The sequence below is a fragment of the Pseudomonas sp. R1-18 genome, from assembly GCF_051132095.1.
GTDB lineage: Bacteria > Pseudomonadota > Gammaproteobacteria > Pseudomonadales > Pseudomonadaceae > Aquipseudomonas.
This window is the reverse complement of the sequence record NZ_CP071658.1, coordinates 1,542,124-1,562,045: the sequence shown is the minus strand read 5'-3', so window position 1 is coordinate 1,562,045 and position 19,922 is coordinate 1,542,124. Positions and strand designations below refer to the sequence as shown.

The 19,922-nt window shown below is 59.4% G+C and carries 20 protein-coding genes; 6 read left to right on the top strand and 14 right to left on the bottom strand.

Translation table 11 applies throughout. The annotated features are described in order from the left end of the window. Window position 1: 1 nt before the first annotated feature. The 5 genes from flgJ to J3P77_RS07280 all read right to left on the bottom strand — a co-directional run bounded on the left by flgJ (window position 2) and on the right by J3P77_RS07280 (window position 4,740). On the bottom strand, window positions 2-1,243 hold the full coding sequence (gene flgJ / locus J3P77_RS07300; RefSeq protein WP_434680711.1) for a flagellar assembly peptidoglycan hydrolase FlgJ: 1,242 nt from the start codon (window positions 1,241-1,243) through the stop codon (window positions 2-4). Between the two features lie 10 nt (window positions 1,244-1,253). Continuing rightward, complete coding sequence (locus tag J3P77_RS07295; protein WP_434680709.1) at window positions 1,254-2,363, bottom strand: flagellar basal body P-ring protein FlgI; 1,110 nt, start codon at window positions 2,361-2,363, stop codon at window positions 1,254-1,256. A 13-nt stretch (window positions 2,364-2,376) separates the two neighbouring features. Beyond that, entirely contained in the window at window positions 2,377-3,090 is a 714-nt protein-coding gene (flgH, locus tag J3P77_RS07290; RefSeq protein WP_434680708.1) for a flagellar basal body L-ring protein FlgH, read from the bottom strand. A 73-nt stretch (window positions 3,091-3,163) separates the two neighbouring features. After that, on the bottom strand, window positions 3,164-3,952 hold the full coding sequence (gene flgG, locus J3P77_RS07285) for a flagellar basal-body rod protein FlgG (protein ID WP_434680707.1): 789 nt from the start codon (window positions 3,950-3,952) through the stop codon (window positions 3,164-3,166). 47 nt (window positions 3,953-3,999) lie between these two features. Then, window positions 4,000-4,740: a flagellar basal body rod protein FlgF gene (locus J3P77_RS07280; protein ID WP_434680705.1), complete on the bottom strand. Its 741-nt coding sequence runs from the start codon at window positions 4,738-4,740 to the stop codon at window positions 4,000-4,002. A 298-nt stretch (window positions 4,741-5,038) separates the two neighbouring features. On the opposite strand from J3P77_RS07280, the gene J3P77_RS07275 reads away from it, so the two are divergent. Further along, on the top strand, window positions 5,039-5,221 hold the full coding sequence (locus J3P77_RS07275; protein ID WP_434680704.1) for a hypothetical protein: 183 nt from the start codon (window positions 5,039-5,041) through the stop codon (window positions 5,219-5,221). Window positions 5,222-5,370: 149 nt separating this feature from the next. On the opposite strand, the gene J3P77_RS07270 is transcribed toward J3P77_RS07275, so the two are convergent. The 7 genes from J3P77_RS07270 to J3P77_RS07240 form a co-directional block, all read right to left on the bottom strand. After that, on the bottom strand, window positions 5,371-7,170 hold the full coding sequence (locus tag J3P77_RS07270) for a flagellar hook-basal body complex protein (RefSeq protein WP_434680703.1): 1,800 nt from the start codon (window positions 7,168-7,170) through the stop codon (window positions 5,371-5,373). Between the two features lie 344 nt (window positions 7,171-7,514). Then, entirely contained in the window at window positions 7,515-8,837 is a 1,323-nt protein-coding gene (gene flgE / locus J3P77_RS07265; protein WP_434680702.1) for a flagellar hook protein FlgE, read from the bottom strand. A gap of 28 nt (window positions 8,838-8,865) precedes the next feature. Further along, a complete protein-coding gene (locus J3P77_RS07260; protein ID WP_434680701.1) occupies window positions 8,866-9,546 on the bottom strand; it encodes a flagellar hook assembly protein FlgD in 681 nt (226 codons plus the stop codon). Between the two features lie 15 nt (window positions 9,547-9,561). Further along, window positions 9,562-10,002 (bottom strand): flagellar basal body rod protein FlgC, encoded by a 441-nt coding sequence (gene flgC, locus J3P77_RS07255; RefSeq protein WP_434680700.1) that lies wholly within the window; start codon window positions 10,000-10,002, stop codon window positions 9,562-9,564. A gap of 3 nt (window positions 10,003-10,005) precedes the next feature. Continuing rightward, on the bottom strand, window positions 10,006-10,413 hold the full coding sequence (flgB, locus tag J3P77_RS07250; RefSeq protein ID WP_434680699.1) for a flagellar basal body rod protein FlgB: 408 nt from the start codon (window positions 10,411-10,413) through the stop codon (window positions 10,006-10,008). 425 nt (window positions 10,414-10,838) lie between these two features. Further along, window positions 10,839-11,666 carry a protein-glutamate O-methyltransferase CheR gene (cheR, locus tag J3P77_RS07245; RefSeq protein ID WP_434680698.1) on the bottom strand — a complete coding sequence of 276 codons (828 nt, stop codon included), beginning with the start codon at window positions 11,664-11,666 and terminating at the stop codon, window positions 10,839-10,841. Window positions 11,667-11,709: 43 nt separating this feature from the next. Continuing rightward, a complete protein-coding gene (locus tag J3P77_RS07240; RefSeq protein ID WP_434680697.1) occupies window positions 11,710-12,642 on the bottom strand; it encodes a chemotaxis protein CheV in 933 nt (310 codons plus the stop codon). Between the two features lie 79 nt (window positions 12,643-12,721). Between J3P77_RS07240 and flgA the strand changes: the two genes are divergently transcribed. The 4 genes from flgA to J3P77_RS07220 all read left to right on the top strand — a co-directional run bounded on the left by flgA (window position 12,722) and on the right by J3P77_RS07220 (window position 15,305). Beyond that, the gene (gene flgA / locus J3P77_RS07235) at window positions 12,722-13,480 is read left to right on the top strand and encodes a flagellar basal body P-ring formation chaperone FlgA (protein WP_434680696.1); all 759 of its coding nucleotides are present in this window, start codon (window positions 12,722-12,724) and stop codon (window positions 13,478-13,480) included. Window positions 13,481-13,640: 160 nt separating this feature from the next. Beyond that, a complete protein-coding gene (gene flgM / locus J3P77_RS07230) occupies window positions 13,641-13,958 on the top strand; it encodes a flagellar biosynthesis anti-sigma factor FlgM (protein ID WP_434680695.1) in 318 nt (105 codons plus the stop codon). Window positions 13,959-14,008: 50 nt separating this feature from the next. Continuing rightward, window positions 14,009-14,476 carry a flagella synthesis protein FlgN gene (locus J3P77_RS07225; RefSeq protein ID WP_434680694.1) on the top strand — a complete coding sequence of 156 codons (468 nt, stop codon included), beginning with the start codon at window positions 14,009-14,011 and terminating at the stop codon, window positions 14,474-14,476. A gap of 82 nt (window positions 14,477-14,558) precedes the next feature. Further along, window positions 14,559-15,305, top strand: a complete 747-nt coding sequence (locus J3P77_RS07220) for a flagellar brake protein (protein ID WP_434680692.1) — start codon at window positions 14,559-14,561, stop codon at window positions 15,303-15,305. A 467-nt stretch (window positions 15,306-15,772) separates the two neighbouring features. On the opposite strand, the gene J3P77_RS07215 is transcribed toward J3P77_RS07220, so the two are convergent. Then, a complete protein-coding gene (locus tag J3P77_RS07215) occupies window positions 15,773-17,119 on the bottom strand; it encodes an MFS transporter (RefSeq protein WP_434680690.1) in 1,347 nt (448 codons plus the stop codon). A 73-nt stretch (window positions 17,120-17,192) separates the two neighbouring features. After that, the gene (locus J3P77_RS07210; protein ID WP_434681916.1) at window positions 17,193-18,434 is read right to left on the bottom strand and encodes a glutamine synthetase family protein; all 1,242 of its coding nucleotides are present in this window, start codon (window positions 18,432-18,434) and stop codon (window positions 17,193-17,195) included. A gap of 371 nt (window positions 18,435-18,805) precedes the next feature. Between J3P77_RS07210 and vioA the strand changes: the two genes are divergently transcribed. Beyond that, window positions 18,806-19,921, top strand: coding sequence for a dTDP-4-amino-4,6-dideoxy-D-glucose aminotransferase VioA (gene vioA / locus J3P77_RS07205; RefSeq protein ID WP_434680689.1), 1,116 nt, complete (start codon window positions 18,806-18,808; stop codon window positions 19,919-19,921). Window position 19,922 lies beyond the last annotated feature (1 nt).

The following is a 19,922-nucleotide window of genomic DNA, read 5'->3' as shown; positions in this document are numbered from 1 at the left end:
CTTATAAAGTCGTGGAAGAGCCCGCCGCGGCGGCGTAGGTCTCGTAACTCTTCATCTGCTTCGCGATCTGCGAGATTTTGCTGGCGTAGTCCGGGTCAGTGGCGTAGCCGGCCTTCTGCAACTCTTTTACAAACTGTTCCGGTTTATCGGCCGAATTGATCACTTCTTTATAACGATTGTTGTTCTGCAACAGGCTGACCAGGTCGTGGAAGCTGTCGGCGTACGAATCGTAGGAACGGAAGTCCGCCGTCTCCTTGACCATCTTGCCGTCGCGGAACTCGCTGGTGATCGCGCGCGCTTCTGCGCCCTTCCAGCTGCCCATCGCCTTGATACCGAACAGGTTGTGGCTGCTGCTGCCGTCTTGCGAACGCATGATGGATTTGCCCCAGCCGGTTTCCAGCGCGGCCTGAGCCACCAGCATGACCGGGTCGACGCCGATGCGCGCAGCCGCTTCCTTGGCCAGCGGCAACATGGTCGCCACGAACTGGTCGGCGTTGCCGAAGGCTTTCTTGGCCGGTGCCAGCGGCGGCTGGGCCATGGAGCGCACGCGCTCCGGCGCCGGCGCCAGGTTCGGGTCCATGGTCCAGTCGCCGTTGCCGCCGGTAGCGGCAACCGTTGCACCCGGTGCGTTGGCCGCAACGGCCGGTGCCTTGGCAGCATGGGTAGCAGCTGACGGCACGATGCCGGCCAGCAGACGATCAGTCAGCTTGCTTGGCAACGACAGACGACGCGCATTGAGCGCCGCCATGTCGTTGCGACCGTCGACGGCCGCACTGCCAGCCGCCTGATCGGCAGCCGCGGAACGAGTCGCCCACAACGGACGCTGGTAAACGCTGCCCGCCAGACCGGTTTTGGCCGCTGCGTCATCCGCCGGGGCAGCCGGTGTTTCGGCCGCAGGCGCGTGGCTGATGCCCTTGTCCTTCGACAATTGGCGCATCAGCACGTCCTGCAGGCCGATGCCGTTCGCGCGGGTCGAGAGCGTCACCGCCAACTGCTGGTCATACATGTCCTGATACTGCCGCGTTGCCGCGGTGTTCATCGGGTTGTCCTTGGCCAGCACTTCGTTGGCCGAACGCATAGCCTTCAGCATCTGGCTGACAAACAGCGACTCGAACTCCTGGGCAACCTTCTTGAGGTTTTCCTTGCTGTCCTTGTCGCCGTGCTTCAGCGAAGACAATCGGTTGATATCGGTGTATGCACCCGAATCCGCCGCTGTGGAAATTCCGCCCTTGGGCATATCCATGCTCGACTCCTCAGATCACGATCAGGTCGGCTTGCAGCGCGCCGGCCTGTTTCAATGCTTCAAGAATCGCCATCAGGTCACCGGGCGCAGCGCCCACCTGATTGACCGCACGCACGATTTCGTCAAGCGTGGTACCGGGACCGAACTTGAACATCGGTTTCATTTCCTGCTCGGCGTTGACACGCGAACGCGGCACGACAGCGGTCTGGCCGTTGGACAGCGGACCTGGCTGGCTGACAATCGGGTCTTCGGTGATAGTCACGGTCAGGCTGCCGTGGGTAACCGCCGCTGGCGATACCTTGACGTTCTGGCCGATGACGATAGTGCCGGTACGCGAGTTGATAATGACCTTCGCCGCCGTCTGGCCCGGATCGATTTCCAGGTTTTCCAGAATCGACAGATAGTCGACGCGCTGACCCGGATCCAGAGGCGCGGTCACGCGCACCGAACCGCCGTCCAGCGCTTGCGCAACGCCTGGGCCAAGCATGTCGTTGATCTTGTCGACGACACGTTTGGCGGTAGTGAAATCGGAACGGTTCAGGTTCAGCGTCAGCGTGTTGCCCTGGTTGAAACCACTCGGCACCGCGCGCTCGACCGAAGCACCGCCAGGAATCCGGCCGGACGACGGAACGTTGACGGTGATTTTCGAGCCGTCACGGCCTTCAGCGTCAAAACCGCCGACGACCAGGTTCCCCTGAGCGATGGCGTAAACGTTGCCGTCGACACCTTTGAGCGGGGTCATCAGCAGCGCACCGCCGCGCAGGCTTTTGGAGTTACCGATCGAGGAAACGGTGATGTCGACCGTCTGACCAGGCTTGGCGAACGCCGGCAGATCGGCATACACGGCAACCGCCGCCACGTTCTTGAGCTGCACAGTGCCAGACCCTGCCGGCACCTTGATACCGAACTGGGACAGCATGTTGTTGAAGGTCTGCAGGGTAAACGGCGTCTGGGTGGTCTGGTCACCCGTGCCGTTGAGCCCCACCACCAGGCCGTAACCGATCAATTGGTTGGCCCGCACGCCGGAAATGCTGGCGATATCCTTCAGACGCTCGGCGTGGGCGCCGAACGCTGCAGTCAACAACAAGGTGGCGGCTATCAGTTGCTTGAACTTGGTCATGTCTATCCCGCGATCAGAAAGGGAACAACGGGCTGAGGAAGAACCGGTCGAACCAGCCAGGCTGGCTGGTATCGGCGAACGCTCCGGTCCCTGAATAGGTGATGCGGGCGTCGGCGATACGTGTGGACGACACAGTATTGTCAGTTGCAATGTCATCTGCACGAATCAGGCCAGCAATGCGTACCAGTTCGTCGCCTGTATTGAGCGTCATCCATTTTTCGCCGCGCACGGCCAGAATGCCGTTGGGCAATACGTCGGCCACGGTCACGGTGACCGAACCGGTCAGGCTGTTGCTTTGCGCAGCCTGAGCGTCGCCAGAGCTTTCGCGGTTACCGGAGTAACCAGCGTTCAGACTCAGGTCCCCGCCGCCGATCGGGTTATTGGTGGTCAGCCCCGAACCGAACAGCGAGGTCAGGCCGATCCTGTTGGTGCTGTCCTTGCTGAGATCGGAACTCGAAGCCTTGCTGGCCGCCATCCGCTCGGACAGGGTGATCGTAATGATGTCGCCGACACGGAACGCCTTGCGGTCGCCGTAGAGGTTCTGCTCGAAACCCGCCTGGTAGATCGCGCCATTGTTGGCAGCAGCCGACATGGGCGTGCGCGGCAACACCGGAGCGTAGTAAGGGTCGTTGGGCTTGGCGGAAGGCGCCACGCAACCGGTGAGCAGGGCAATGCCGCACAGGGAAACGATCGATACCGAAAAACGCAGAATGCTTGGGCGTTTCATGACACTTAAAACCTCGCGGTGTAGCAGGCGCTGTTCAAGGCGCCCCTTCGGATTGAGCAGAGACATCAGGGCCTTACAGGTTTTGCGTCAGGTTCTGCAGCATCTGGTCGGCAGTCGAGATCACTTTGGAGTTCATCTCGTACGCGCGCTGGGTAGTGATCATGTTGACCAGTTCTTCCACGGTGCTGACGTTGGAGTTTTCCAGGGTGTTCTGCAGGGTCGGACCCAGGCCGTTCAGGCCGGGAGTGCCGATCTGCGGCGCGCCGCTTGAACCGGTTTCCAGATACAGGTTGCCACCGATGGCCTGCAGGCCGGCCGGGTTGATGAAGTCGGCGGTCTGGATGTTGCCGATGATCTGCGGAGTGGCCGCAGCACCTGGCAAGGTGACCGATACAGTACCGTCCTGACCCACAGTGAAAGTCTGGGCGTTTTGCGGAACGACAATGGCCGGCTCCAGCGCGTAGCCGTTGGCAGTCACGATCTGACCGTTGGCATCCAGGTGGAAGGTACCGTCGCGGCTGTAGGCCACGGTGCCGTCAGGCTGGGTGATCTGGAAGAAACCACGACCGTTGACGGCCATGTCCAGCGGGTTGTTGGTGGTCTGCAGGCTACCGGCAGTGAAGTTCTTCTGAGTGCCGACGATGCGCACACCGGTACCCAGTTGCAGGCCCGACGGCAACTCGCTGTCCTGGGTGGACTGGGCACCCGGCTGACGCTTGATCTGGTACAGCAGGTCCTGAAACTCGGCGCGGTCGCTCTTGAAACCCGTGGTCGACACGTTCGCCAGGTTGTTGGAGATCGTGGTCAGGTTGGTGTCTTGAGCGGCAAGACCGGTTTTGGCAACGTACAGTGCAGGAAGCATTCGTTTTTCTCCTCAAGCGCCGGTTTGTCGGCGCAAGCTATCAATGGTTAGCCAATCTGCAAGACGCGAGCCATGGCCTGATCGTCTTCTTCGGCGGTCTTCATCATCTTGACGTGCAGTTCGAACTGACGAGCCAGGTTCAGCACCGAGGTCATTTCCTCGACGGCATTGACGTTGCTCGCTTGCAGGAAACCGGACTCGACCTGCACGTTGGCGTCGGCAGGGGCCGGCTGCCCGCTCTTGGTGTGGATCAGGCCGTCAGGGCCTTTTTCCATGGTGTTCAGATCAGGGTTGACCAGCTTGATGCGGTCGACCTGGGCCATTACCTGCGGACTCTCGCCGGAGGAGCGAATGCTGATGGTGCCGTCTGCGCCAATCTCGATCTGCTGCTGAGGCGGCACGGCAATAGGACCGCCGTTGCCCATAACCGGCAAACCGCTGCCGTCGCGCAACACGCCAAGCGCGTCGATATTCATGCCGGAACTGCGGGTATAAGCCTCGCCACCGTCGGCGGTCTGGACCGCGATCCAGCCCTCGCCCTTGATGGCGATGTCCAGTTCACGGCCGGTCTCGACCATTGCGCCGCCGGAAAAATCGGTACCCGGACGCTCGGTCATGGCATAGGCACGCGACGGCATGACCTCGCCAAACACGGGCATGGAGCGGGCCTGCTGCAGGTCGCGCATGAAGCCGTTGGTAGAAACGTTCGCCAGGTTGTTGGCGTGAGCCTTTTGCGCCATGGCGTTTTCAGACGCACCGCTCATTGCGACGTAAAGCAACTTGTCCACAGTAATCCTCCTCCGACAGACGCTTGCCGCCTGTAGCTGTTCGGAAGGGGTTAAGCAATTATTGAACCAACTTGTGAGAGTCGATACAAACAGCCTGCGGAGCCGCGTTTTCAGGGGCTTCGCCAGCGCCCTGAGCTGTGATGGATAGACGCCGCGGCGGCGGACTGCCACATCTTGCCTGCTCAGGCGGACGCAACGCCAAAAAAACTGCATCTGGTGGCTGGCAAGGCTATTGCTTGTAGCTGGCAAGCCATGCGAGTGTCAGCCTGGCTTTGCTCCCGGACACTGGAATCTGACCATGCGTTTTCGCCGCTGCACCCTGGCCTTGCTGGCCAGCTTTCTGATTGTCACCGCTCATGCCGCGCCTGCCCGTTATTACAAATGGCAAGGCGACGACCGTATCGTCTGTGCCCAGACCAGCCCGGGACCGGGCTGGACCAGAATGAATGGCAGCTTCGTGAAGTCCGACTGCTCGATTTGACTGGACAGATTTACGCCACACCAAATACCTCCTCGCCAGCAAGCCGGCTCCCACAGGCAAGCGTTCAGTGGGCTACCTTCGCCAGCAGGCTGCGTCCCGCAAGCGTGGGAGCCAGCTTGCTGGCGAAGAGGCCGGCACAAACGACGTATTCAAGTTGCCTGAATAATCGTCTGCATCAGCGTGCCTTCGGTGGAGATCACTTTGGAGTTGGCCTGGTACGCGGTCTGCGCCTGGATGAGTTCAATCAGTTCCTCCGTCAGCTTGACGTTCGAGCCTTCCAGCGAGCGTTCGATGATCGACCCCAGACTCCCGACGCCAGGCGAATCATAGATGGCCGCCCCCGAATCGATGGTCTCGGTCCAGCGGGTTTCGCTTTGTGGCTGCAAGCCCTGTTCGTTGGCGAAAGTGGCAAGCATCACCTGACCGATGTTGCGGTACAGGCCGTTGCTGAAACTCGCCCGGATCGTGCCGCTGCCATCGATACTCATCCCTGACAGCAATCCTGGCGAATAACCGTCCACCTGCAACGAAGTGCGCGCGGTTTCGGCGTTGTGCTGGGAAAGCTGGCTCATGTCGATCCGGATACCCTCAGGGTTGGCAATCGCACCATTGTTGGTCCACCTGCCGGTGCTCTTGCCGGCGTCGACCAGTCGCGACGGCGTCCAGCCCTTGAGGACCAGCGTCTGGTTATCCAACTCCAGTCCGGACCCGCCAGTCATGGAGCTGACCGATCCATCGGCGTTGAACAGAAAACTCGCGGTGTACGGTTCAGTGCGCTGCGCATCCATCGGGTTGCGGTCATTGATCAGAAAATGCATCCGCCAGCTGTTGACCCCGTCCTTGACGACATACTGCTTGAGCTCGTGTTCGTTGCCCTGGGAGTCGAAAATCTTGCTGGAAAACGTCTTGTTGTAAGACCCGGTTTCCGAAGGCCGGAACAGCGGCACCGGTCTGTCCAGCACCGGGTCGCGCTCATCGATGCCATCGACGCCGCCCTCGCTGAGCGGCAACGACACCGCCCCGCCGCTCGCCGCAGGACTGGCTCCCCATACACCCCCCTTTTGCTGCGCCGGTACCCAGTAGGTCAGGCTGAATTCGGTGTCAGAGATTTTCTTGATGTGCTGGGTGCCACCGGTATACATCATGGTTCCGTCAGAACGTCTGGCCATGGACCATTGCAGCGGCGTGGCGGAAGCCGGATCGGTCGGGCTGACGCCGTCGACCGTGACATAGGCATTCCACTGGTCGTCGTCGGTTTTGACGAAATACTGTTTAAGCTCATGGTCGGCAGGCGGAACAGCGGGCCTGGCCGGAGTGATGACCGTCCCGCCAGCATCGATTACCGCAGGCACGGCCGGCACTCCCGCATCCTTGATCGTACGGGTAATGACTTTGGTGTAGGTCGAGGGATCGGCAGCATTGAACGGCGGCAAGGTCGCAAGCGATGGTGTCGTCGAGCCCAGATTAAGGACCTGCTTGAGCTCGCTGGTTGCCTTGGGTGCCATGTTGGACGTGTCGATCTTCAGGTCGGTACGCAAGCCGGCGATGATCTCACCCTGCGCGTTGGCGCCGTAACCTTGCAGCCGGTTGCCATGGCTGTCGACGATGAAGTCGTGGGCGTCCTTGACGAAGGCGCCGGCTCGGGTATAGCTCACCGAGCCCCGATCACTCACCACGAAAAACCCGTTGCCCTGAATGCGCAGGTCCAGTGGATGCCCGTTGCTGGAGAATACTTCCCCGGCATTGAAGTTCTGGCTGACGTTGGCCAGGCGCACGCCATCGCCTACCGCGTCCCTGCCGCTCCCCAGACGCGACGATGAGTACAGAGCGGCGAACTCCGCCCGCGATGACTTGAACCCGACCGTCCCGACGTTGGCGATATTGTTGCCCGCCACTTCAAGTCGCTTGTGAGCGGCACGCAGCCCACCCAATGCAATGTTGAATGACATGAAAACTCCCGTGCCGGATTACCGGCAACTTCATGGATGCGATAATTATTGTTGTTATACACAGCCACTATTCATTGCTCGATCGCAATGAAAGACCTGCAATAACGAACTTGATTCTCGCATCTATCAAAGTAGGAATTTTCTAGTTATATAGTGGGACAGTTCTATATATTTACAGAACTTAGAATGGCTCATAAAAGCTCGCAGGAGCGCGCTTGCCCGCGACCATACAACGCGCTGCGTAAGGCACGCCGCCAAGGCTGTTCGCAGGCATGCGCATTCCTGCAGGCACAAAAAAGCCCGCAGCGATGCGGGCTTTTTTTCAAACTTCATTCAAACCATTATCAGGTCATCTGAATGGTGGTCTGCATGATAGTGCTCTGGGTGGAAATGGTCTTGGCGTTTGCCTGGTAGTTGCTCTGCGCCTTGATCAGGTTAACAAGTTCCATGGTCAGGTCCACGTTGGAATCTTCCAGCGCCTGGCCAGTGATATTGCCCAGCGTACCGGACTGAGGTGTGCCGCTGACCGGAACGCCCGACGCGAAGGTTTCACGCCAGTTGGTGCCGCCAGCCTGAGCCAGACCTTGTACGTTGGCAAAGTTGGTGAGCGATACCTGGCCGATCACCTGCGACTTGCCGTTTGTGTAAGTGGCAAACAGGTTGCCGGTCGAGTCCACGCTCATGGCGCTCAGCTGGCCGGTGGCATAACCGTTCTGATCCTGGGTGATCAAGCCGGAAGCCGAAGCGGTTTGAGTAATGCCCGCCATGTTCAGTTTGATAGTGTCGCCGCTGGCGCCGTTCTCTTCCCAGCTGGTGGTGGTGCCGCTACCGACCTGAACGCCTGGCTTCCAGTTGCTGACGCTGAACGTGCCGTCAGTGTTGAAAGCGATGTTGGCGCTGCTGCTCGGTACGCCGGTACCGGTCACCACCAGGCCGCCCGACGAGTTGAACGTCAGATCGTTCTTGTCCGGCGCGGTCGAAGTCGGGTCGTTGATGCTGCGGCCGTCCATCAGGGAATACATGGACCAGGTATTGGTGCCGGTCTTCACGAAGTACTGGTCAAGCGTGTGCGCGTTGCCCTGAGAATCATAGGTAGGCGTGCTGTACTTGACGTTGTAGCTTTTGGTGTCGGTCGGATCGAACGTGGCCACCGTCGGCAGCGCGGTGGTCGAGTTCAGGTTGGCGACGTTAGTGATAGCGTTGGTCGACTTGGGCTCCAGGTTCGAGGAGTCGACGCGCAGATCACTGAGCGCACCATTCACGACGTCGCCGTTGGCGTCGACGTTGTAGCCTTGCAGCTTCATGCCGGCGCTGTTGACGACGTAGCCTTCCTTGTCGGTGTGGAATGCACCGGCACGGGTGTAGAGCTTCTCGCCGTTGTTGCTGAGCATGAAGAAACCGTTGCCGTTGATGGCAAGGTCCAGGCTGTTCGCGGTACCGGTGGTCAGGTTGCCCTGGGAAAACTGCTGGGCAACCGCTGCGGTCGAAACGCCGCTGCCGACCTGGGTCTGGCCCGAGGTGCCGCGGATCGATTGAGCATATTGGTCAGCGAATTCTGTACGCGACGATTTGAAGCCGGTGGTCGCTACGTTGGCAATGTTGTTGCCGGTAACGTCGAGGCTTTTGTTTGCTGCATAGAGCCCGCTAAGGCCGATATTGAAAGACATGTAACACTCCTTCGCCGTTTAGCCGGCTCTAAATTCCGATGGTTTGTACTTTGGACAACGCAACGGTAGTGCCGCTGGCCAGGTTCAAGGTTGTTTCGGCGCCATTGACGCCCAGGGTCACGCTGCTGACGGTCGCCGGCAGATACGTGGTAAGACCGGTGTTCTTGCCTTCGATGGTGCCGCTGGCCTGGAAGCTGTAGTTGCCTGCCGGTGCCACGGTGCCGTCGTCGGCCTTGCCATCCCAGGCGAAATTGACTTTGCCGCCAGTGCTGGCACCCAGGTCGATGGTCTTGACCAGATTGGCTTGAGCGTCATACACCTTGACGGTGGTCATGCTCGAAGCCGCCGGAACCACGACAGTGCCGTTCATGCCCTTGGCAGTGTCCACCGAGGTGGCGCCAGCATCGATAATCACCGAGCGGCCGACCAGCGAAGAAGCCTGCAGCGCCTGAGACGACTTGTAGCTCGATGCAATCGAGTCGACAGTCGATGTCAGGTTCTGCATGCTCTCCAAGCTGCTGAACTGAGCCAGCTGGGCAACGAACTGCGTGTTGTCCTGCGGGTCCAGCGGGTTCTGGTTTTTCATCTGCGTGACGAGCAACTGCAGAAAAGCATCTTTGCCCAGGGTGCCGGTCGAGTCGGTCGACGTCGGCGTCGGGTTCTGCAGCTTGTTCAGGAAACTCGTCGATACATCGTTTTCAACGGCCATTGGATTCGTCCTTTATCACTGACCGAGGGTCAGGACCTTCTGCATCATGGTCTTTGCGGTGTTCATGATTTCGACGTTGGTCTGGAACGAACGACTGGCGGAAATCATGTCGGCCATTTCTTCCACGACGTTGACGTTGGGGTAGTAGACATACCCGTCCTTGTCAGCCGAAGGATGACTGGGCTCATAGCGCGCTTCGAGGTTGGAGCTGTCTTCGATGATCCCGGTAACCTGGACACCCTGGCCGGCCTGACCCTGCTCCTGAAACAGCGAACCGCCATTGGACTGCTGGCCTTCGAACACGGTGGCGAACACCGGGTGACGGGCGCGGTACGTCTCGTCCATGCTCGACGACACGGTCTCGGCGTTGGCGATGTTACTGGCCGTGGTGTTCAGACGCGTGGTCTGGGCACTCATGGCGCTACCGGCAATGTTGAATACATTGGCGAGTGACATGAATTATTCTCCGCGAAGAGCTGAAACCAGCCCTTTGAACTTGCTGTTGAGCAGCGTGAAACTGGCCTGGAAGCCCATCGCGTTCTCGGTGTAGTTGGCCTGCTCGACTTGCGAGTCGACCGTGTTCTGATCCAGGGACGGCTGGGACGGCGTGCGATACAGCAGGCTGCCATCCTGATTGCCCATGCCTTCAGCTTCGATATGACGGGTGTTGGTCATGTTCAAAGCGAAACGACCGTTCTGGGCCTTGTCGTTTTCGGCGGCCAGCACCGAAGAGAAGTCCAGATCGCGGGCCTTGTAGTTGGGGGTGTCGGCGTTGGAAATGTTGTTGGCCAACACCTCTGCACGCTGCGCCCGAAACCCGAGGGCCTTTTCATGTATGCCTAACGCTTTATCGAAGCTGATGCTCATTTTCGGGAACCTTTACCGGTTGACCTGACTTTCGTATCACTCACATAGCAATCGGCGTGCCAGTTTGTGATACGCAGTGTTTACGGGGCTTTCAGGCCGGTCGACAGTGGCAATGCCAGAAAAGCGGCAAGACATTTCCGCCGGATCGACGTAAAGCGGCAAGGCAGGTGCCGTTTTTTTGCCATTGCCGCCTGCGCATGGCTGGCGCCTTGCGCTCCCTGCGGGAGCCCCAACCGTCTCATGCGTTTATGTGGGAGGCAGCTTGCTGGCGACGAGGTCAATGCATCCGCAGGAGATCAAACTCCAGGATGCTGCCGTCGCGAGCAAGCTCCCTCCCACTAACAGCGGTGTGCCCGACAGAACTGTGGGCTTGCAGGCAAAAAAAGAGACCCGAAGGTCTCTTTTTTTGTCATCCGTGCGGGCCGTTATTTGGCCTTATAGATGATGCCTGGGCTGCACTGGACCATCTGGTAGTGATCCGGCAAACCGTTGAGGGCTTCCGACGCGCCGAGGAACAGGTAGCCGCCCGGCTTGAGCGTGCCGTGGATGCGCAACAGAATGTCCTTCTTTACTTCGGCGGAGAAGTAGATCAGCACGTTGCGGCAGAACACGATGTCGAACTTGCCCAGGCTGGCGTAGCTGTCGAGCAGGTTGAACGAACGGAACTCGACCCGGCTCTTGATCGGCGCCTTGACTGCCCAGCGACCCGGGCTTTTCACATCGAAATAACGTTGCAGGCGGTCAGGTGACAAACCGCGGCCAATCGCCAGGCTGTCGTATTCACCGGTCTTGCAGTTGTTGAGCATCGCGCCGGACAGGTCGGTGGCAACAATCTGTGCGCCGCCCTTCAACTGGCCCGGATTGCTGCGTTCGAATTCGTCGATGGTCATCGACAATGAGTACGGTTCCTGCCCCGACGAGCACGCGGCCGACCAGATGCGCAGGCGCTGGCCCGGACTGGCCTTGATCGACTCAGGCAATACCTTGTTCTTCATGACTTCGAACGGATAGGTATCGCGAAACCACAGGGTTTCGTTGGTCGTCATGGCGTCGACAACCTGCTCACGCAGACCACTGCGCGGCTGGGTCTGAATACGCTGGACCAGCTCACCAAGCGATTTGATGCTCTGTTGTTCCATCAGCTTGTTGAGACGGCTGGAAACCAGGTATTGCTTGTTTTCCCCTAGCAAAATGCCACAGGCTTTTTCCAGAAAGACCCGGAACTGCTCAAAATCCAAATTACCCGTAGACAAGGTGCCGCCTCTCAAATCATGTGAACCACCAGGAGCGGAGCCCCTAGCTGATATCTGCCGCCTTGATCCGCGCTACAACCCTGGCCGCGAGGTCATCGGGTCGAAATTTTGCGAGGAAGTCATCAGCACCGACTTTCTTTACCATCGCCTGGTTGAACACCCCGGAAAGCGAAGTGTGCAAGGTGATGTGCAATTTCTGCATGCGCGGATCATTCCGGATTGCAGCTGTTAGGGTATAGCCATCCATTTCCGGCATTTCAATGTCGGAAATCATCATCAGAAACTCTTCTTCGGGCTTCTTGCCCTCATCGGCCATCTTGCGCAGGTACTCCAGCGCCTGTCGGCCGTCGTTCAACGCCACCACTTCCACACCGACGGTTTCCAGACAACGGCTAACCTGCTTGCGCGCCACCGACGAGTCATCGACTGTCAGTACACGCAACGATACGGCCTTGTGCTGAACCTCTTCGTCGATCACGCCTTGCGACACCTCTTCTGATATAGGCGCCACCTCGGCGAGGATCTTCTCGACGTCGATGATTTCCACCAGCTGGTTATCGACCCGCGTCACCGCGGTCAGATAATGGTCGCGTCCGGTTCCCTTGGGTGGCGGATGAATCTCTTCCCAGTTCATGTTGACGATGCGTTCCACCGAATGCACCAGAAAACCCTGAACCTTGGTGTTGTACTCAGTGATGATCACGAACGAGTTCACCAGCGAGATCATGCCTCTGGAGCCTGTGGCCATCGCCAGGTCCATGATCGGGATGGTGCCGCCGCGAATATTCGCAACGCCGCGCACGATCGGGCTCGACTTGGGCATGATGGTCAGCTTGGGACACTGCAGTACTTCTTTAACCTTGAAAACGTTGATCCCGTAGAGCTGCTTGCCGTCGAGACGGAACAACAGCAGCTCCAGGCGATTCTGTCCAACCAGCTGAGTTCGCTGGTTCACCGAATCCATTACACCTGCCATGCCGACCCCCATTACCTAAATCGACCGTTTTCCACACACCAGATCTGGTAAGCGGCACGAGCCTTGCTCTGTATACGTCATGAACGCTACTACGACATTTTTTCGACACATCGCATCAGCACTCCGCAGAACCCTGTGCGCCATCGCGTTGCTGTGTGTTTCGACCACGACCAGTTTCAGCCGTGCGGAGAACTTCACACTGCCTGAACAGCTTATCGGCGTCACTCAAGGGTTTCTTGAGTTCACAGTAGAAGAGTATTTGGCCAGCAACCAGATCGAAGGCCGTTATGAAATTCAGGTCAAGCAGTTGGACCCTCGTACACGCATGGCATTCTGCGACAAGGATTTGACAGCTGAGCTGCATTCTCCCCGGCCGGTCGGTCGGGTTTCGGTCAAAGTACGCTGCGAAGGCTCTTCCCCGTGGTCCGTGTTCGTTCCGGCACAGGTTTTGCTATACCGAAATGTGGTCACTGCAATACGTCCGCTCAAGCGTGACGCCATTGTGATGGCTGAAGATGTGGCGATGCGCGAACGTGATGTTGGCACGCTGGGTCTGGGGTTTTTGGCGTCCCTCGACCAAGCCGTTGGCCAAAAGGTTATCCGACCAATGGTCATCGACCAGGTCCTGACGCCGGTGGCGCTCGAACAACCGGCCATGGTCCGCAAGGGCGATCAGGTGGTGATCATCGCGCGCACCGGCAGTCTGGCGGTGCGCATGCCTGGCGAGGCCATGGCGGACGGCGCTTTCAATGAACAGATACGGGTGAAGAACCTCAACTCCAACCGCGTGATAAAAGCCAATATCACCGGCCCTGGACAGGTGGAAGTCTCTATGTGAAGACGATGGTGCTGGCGCACGAGGTGCGATTTTTCTAGACTGCGGTGTATGTCCGACGGTGATCGGGCGTCTTTGCGACGCTTTATCATTTCGTGCCTAAAGTTATTTCGGGAGTGGCCGAAAACAAGGCAAGCGTCCAAACACCTAGAGGTTTTTCATCATGGTCCTAGACTTCAATCGCCTGAGCAATTCGCAGTCCGTCGGTAGCACGTCGCGCACCAGTGCGACCAAGGAAACCGGCAAGACTGATGCACCAGCAACCATCAAAACCCCGGCAGACGTAAAAAGCACCGGAGAGACCGTTCACCTGAGCAGTGAGGCTCAAAAGTTGCAAACCATCACTGAAAAGTTGGGCGATCTGCCAGTCGTCAACAGCGCTCGCGTAGCCGAGCTGAAACAAGCGATTGCCGACGGCACCTACGTTGTCGACAGCAAGCGTGTTGCGAGCAAAATGCTTAACTTTGAATCCCAACGCTAGCCCTGTGCTCGCGCTGGACTTTCTGGACGCTTGAAAAACCAGAGCATGCGATGCACGACACTACTTTGCTTCAAATGATGACCGACGACATGGTTCCAGCCCGGCGCCTGCTCGAATTGCTGCAGGCCGAATCGGTGGTCCTGCATGGCCGTGACATGCTTGAGATGGAGCATGTGCTGGCGCAGAAACACGCATTGGTGATTCTGCTCGAACAGCAAGGCCGCAAGCGCAGCCAGGTCTTGGCCAGTATCGGCCTGCCCGCGAACCGCGAAGGTCTTCAGTTGCTGGCAAGTCAGTCGGATATAGGCGAACAACTGCTGGCGGCAAGCGATGAGCTGAGCGAGCTGATCGAGCAATGCCAGGCCATCAACGAACAGAATGGCAGTCTGATCCAGTTGCAACAGGTGAATACTGCTCACCAGTTGCGAATCCTGAACGGCGGCGATACGCCGACGCTCTATGACGCCCGCGGCTCAACCGCAGGCCGAGCGAAGCCTCGTCCGCTCAGTCAGGCGTAAGTTCCTGTATCAAGGTTTCTCGCGTAGTGGCAGAATGCCTGTTGTTGCGTTGCCGTAGTATTTTGCCTGGAGATGGAAAAAAGTGAATGGCTCAAGCGCGGACGATGCTCCGCAGCCCCCAAAGGTCCTGAACACACCTTTGGAAATTGCCGCCAACTTGCGGTTGCTCATGGAAAGCCACGATCCGTTGATCATCACCTTTCATGAGCGCTCCCAACGCTTCCAGAGCTACCTGGTTGAAGTCGAGCGTGACAGCAACGTGCTTGCTCTCGACGAAATGATTCCCCGCGACGGAGAACGTTTCCTGGCCAACGGCGAAGCTTTTCGAGTCGAAGGCTTTCACGACGGTGTACGAATCGCCTGGGAAAGCAGTGAGCCGATGGACATCGTCGACATCGACGGCCAGCGCCTCTATCGCGGCACCCTCCCCCGCGAAGTCGTTTACCATCAACGCCGCAATGCCTTCCGCGCCGCCCTCAAACTGGCGCAACTGGTTGACGTCGAGATCGGCGGTGACCGAGTCAAGTTCACCCTGTCCGGCAAGCTTCTGGACATCTCCGCCACCGGCTGCAAACTGCGTTTCGAAGGCGATGTCTCGGACCGTCTGCAACTGGGCCAGGTCTACGAACGTTTCGTGGCTCAATTGCCTTTCGGCGCCATGACCGCCCCGGTCGAACTCCGCCATCTGCACTTCGAAGAAAGATTCAACACCACCTTCGCCGGCATTCGCTTCCACAACATGAGCGGGCTGGTACAGCGTCAGGTCGAACGTTTCGTCTACCAGCTGCAACGCGAAGCGCGCCGTTTCGATAAAGACGACGATTTCTGATTAGCGGGCTTGTGCGGGCAGACACGACGGTCGCGTTCAGTCCGTGACCGTGGGAGATTCTATGTTTGGGGGGTAGCCCTAAACCGCCCTTGGGCAGAAACTCCTGGTGCCCGCGAATCCGCTTTTGATTCTGCCCGCAGGGCGTGGGAGTGACCGGGCGGCGATCTGCTTGCTCTGGGCGGCAATCCGACGATCTGGCGCGTAGCGGCAGTAATCCTGGCGACCCTGTTTATACCGCATGAACCATCTTGCTGCCGGTTCCCGGCAGATCGCAGGCAAGCCAGCTCCTACAGTTCGTGCAACGCTGCGGTTCTTGTGGGAGCCAGGTTGCTGGCGATAGCGTCGGTCGAGCGATACTTCTGCACCGCCTGATCAAGAGCAATCGCCAGCAAGCTGGCTGCCACAGGGCCGCAGCACGGCAGACGCAGTCGCGGGCAAGGCGCTCCTACAGGTACGACGCCGTGCTCTCAAGCTGGCCTTGTCTCTTCCTCATGCTCGGCCAATGGCGCATCCACCGCCATTTCATCGACCTCTTCACTGTGCGTCTCGACGGTCGTCTGCATCTGGTCCTGTACCACCTGCTCATCGACGCGCGGGTCGAGCGCCACCACCAGAGGTGAGCTGGACATGCTGTCAGGCATGGCAATGTGGTGCAGCGGCGCGTTCTCGACCTGGTGCTCGTGGGTGACAGCTTTCGGGCGGATCAACAGGACAAGAATGACGCCGGTGCCACAGATGAATGCATACAGCAGGTGACCGCCCAATGCCTTCATGACAACGCCCGCCACCAGCGGACCGATGCTGGCGCCGATGCCGTAGGTCATCAGTAGCATGGCCGTCAGCGACACACGCCGCTCTGCCTCCACATGGTCATTGGCGAAAGCGACCGCCAGCGGATAAAGACAGAACTGCATCAACGACGCCAGAAAGCCGACTGCGAACAGCATGATCACCGGCACGTCGGGCAGCACTGCCAGAGGCAGCGACGCGACGACCAGCGCGGCAGCGAAAATCCGCATCAGGATGGCCCGGTCGTAGCGGTCCGAGAGCAGGCCCAGCGGCCATTGCACGACAAACCCCGCCAGAATGCAGCAGCCCATGAACAAACCGACCTGCTTGGTCGTCAGCCCCTGATCGGCGGCGTATACTGGCGCCAGGCCGTAGAACGCGCCCATGATTACCCCCGCGCCCAGTACCGCTGTCAGCGACTGCGGCACGCGCTGCATGAAGAATCTTGGTTCCAGCGGTGCGGGATGCAACGGCGCGGGGTGGATGCTGCGCGTCAGCGCGACCGGCACCAGACACAGCGCGAAACACAGCGCCACCAGCATCAGTAATTCCGGGCCAAGCCCCGGATGAACCACCAGCACCAGCTGCCCGAGCACCAGCCCAAGGTACGACGCAATCATGTAGCCGCTGAACACCATGCCGCGCTGGTTGGCAGCCGCCTGCTCGTTCAGCCAGCTTTCGATGACCATGTACTGACACATCATGCCCAGCCCGACGATGGTCCGCAGAATCAGCCACGCCGGCAGCCAGCTGACCAGGCCATGGCCGAGCACTGCCGCGCCGACGATACCGGCACAGGTGGCGTAAGCCCTGATGTGGCCGACCCGGCCAATCAGTCGGTGGCCGATCTTCCCGCCCAGCACCAGACCGCAATAGTTGGCGGCCATCAAGGCACCCACCCACAAGCTGTCGACCTGGTCGGCAGCCAGGCGCAGCGCCAGGTAAGTGCTCAATAAGCCAGAGCCGATCAGCATCATCAGCGAAGCGAAATACAACGCTCGAAAGGATTTCCAGATTTGGCGCATCGACTTTCCAAAAATATGGCGTGCCCAACCGGGCAGGGCCAAAACGGCGGTTCATGGGATTGCGGACCGGAGCCTAGACCTGCGTGGCCAACACGCGCCGCTCCCATGGAGTGATTTCATCGAAGAAACTGGTCAGTTCCAGGGTCTTGGACGCGATGTAACCTTCGATGAACTCATGCCCGAACAGTTCCTTGGCCACCTCGCTGTGCTTCAGACGATCCAGCGCGGCATGCAATGTGGAAGGCAAGGCAAGATCGGCCGGGATTTCCAGCTCACCCTGCATCGGAGCGCCGGGTTCCAGACCGCGCTCGATACCGTAAAGCCCCGCAGCCAGGCTGGCGGCAATGGCGAGATACGGGTTGGCATCGGCACCGGGCAGCCGGTTTTCGACGCGCCGGGCATTTGGCGCGCTCGCCGGAATGCGCAGCCCGGCGGCGCGGTTATCCAGCGACCAGCAGGCGTTGTTGGGCGAGGCAAACGGGTGATAAAGGCGCTGGTAGGAATTGACGTTGGGCGCGAACAGCGCGGTGAAATCCGCCATGCAGGCCTGCTGACCGCCGATGAAATGACGGAAGGTCTCGGTTGGTTCGCCGGCCTCGTCGCTGAATACGTTCTGGCCTGACTCCGTATCCACCACGCTTTGATGGATGTGCATCGAACTGCCCGGCGTATGCGCCAGCGGCTTGGCCATGCACACCACATTCAGGCCGTGCTTGAGCGCAACTTCCTTGAGCAGATGCTTGAACAACAGGGTCTGGTCGGCCAGCAGCAGCGCGTCGCCATGCAACAGATTGATCTCGAACTGGCTGACGCCCATCTCATGCATGAAGGTATCGCGCGGCAGACCCAGAGCGGTCATGCCGGCGTACACCTCGTTGAAAAACGGTCGCAGGCCGTTATTGGAACTGATACTGAACGCCGAATATCCCTGCTCCGCTCGCCCGTCGATACCTACCGGAGGCGAAAAAGGCACACAGGGATCGGGATTGGGCGCGAACACGAAGAACTCAAGCTCGGTCGCTACCACCGGCGCCAGACCGCGCTCGGCATAGCGCTTGATCACCGCCTTGAGCCGGGCGCGGGTGGACAGGCCGCAGAACGCGCCGTCCAGTTCCTGAGCGTCACAGATTGCCAAGGCCCGTGGCGGTTCGCTCCAGGGCAGACGATGAATCTGCTCGGGGTCGACGACCATCGCGATGTCGCCGTCGTCACTGCCGTAATAGTGTGAAGGCGGGTATCCGCCCATGATGCATTGCAACAGAACCCCACGCGCCAGCTGCAAACGCCGACCTTCGAGAAACCCTTCTGCGGTCATCACCTTGCCGCGCGGCACGCCGTTGAGGTCGGGCGTCACGCACTCCACCTGATCGACGCCCGACAAGCGCTGGGCAAGAAAATGAGGGTCAAGGCTGGTCATGGTTCGATCCTTCGTAAGCAGGCAGGCCGCAGCGCGGCAGTGCGTACAAAATACGCACCGGGCGTTCGGAATTTCAAGCGTGATCCCTCACAGTTTGCCGATCCGTGACCGGTCGGGGCGCAAAACCACCCAAATGGATGTTGGCCGACTTTTTGCTTTGCCCTTCCAGGACTCCATGCCTGCCATTTTTATGTCGAGGGCACCGCTGGAGCTCAAGCGTCGCACGGATGACCTTGCGGTACGGACCCCACAGGCAGCAGAGAGAAACCATGAGCAAAACGATCCCAGTCACGCGCCCTCTGCTGCCGCCGCTTGCGGACTTCGTCCCGTACCTTGAGCAGATCTGGGAAAGCAGTCAGCTTACCAACGGCGGGCCGTTCCATCAGCAGCTCGAAGCGCAACTGGCGAGGTATCTGGGCGTCGAGCACCTCTCGCTGTTTTCCAACGGTACGCTGGCCCTGATGACCGCCATCCAGGCGCTGCGAGTCAAAGGCGAAGTCATCACCACGCCCTACTCGTTCGTGGCAACTGCTCACTCACTGCTGTGGAACGGCCTGACGCCGGTTTTCGTCGACATCGATCCTCACACCTACAACCTCGATCCGGAGCGCATAGAAGAGGCGATAACGCCTGCGACCACGGCCATCATGCCGGTGCATTGCTACGGCATTCCCTGTGATGTCGACCGTATCCAGCAGATCGCGGACCGCTACGGCCTCAAGGTGATCTATGACGCAGCCCACGCATTCGGCGTGCAGCACCGCGGTCAGAGCCTGCTACGCCACGGCGACCTGTCGGTACTCAGCTTTCACGCTACCAAAGTGTTCAATACCTTCGAGGGCGGCGCGATCGTCAGCCCTGACGCCAAGACCAAGCAGCGTATCGACTACCTGAAGAACTTCGGCTTCGCCGATGAGGTGACGGTGGTCGCGCCTGGCATCAACGGCAAGATGAGCGAGATCAACGCGGCATTCGGCCTGTTGCAGCTGCAGCACATCGATCAGGCACTGGAGAAGCGCAGGCGCATCGACGCACGCTACCGCGACGCGCTGGCGTCGGTGGCCGGTATCGATATCATCTGGGAGGCCACCGACCGCCACAACTATTCGTACTTCCCGGTGCTGATCAAAGCGGATTTTCCGCTGAGCCGCGACGCGCTGTATGCGCGGTTTCGCGAGCGCGACATTCTGGTCCGCCGCTACTTCTATCCGCTGATTTCCACCTTTCCGATGTACCGGGGCCTGGACTCGGCAAAGCCCGGTCGCCTTGCCGTGGCCTCCGAGCTGTCCAGCCAGATTCTCTGCCTGCCCATTTTCGACAGCCTCACTGACGAGGACTTCGACAGGGTCATGGATGTCATCGTCGCCGCCAGTAACGAGAAATAGA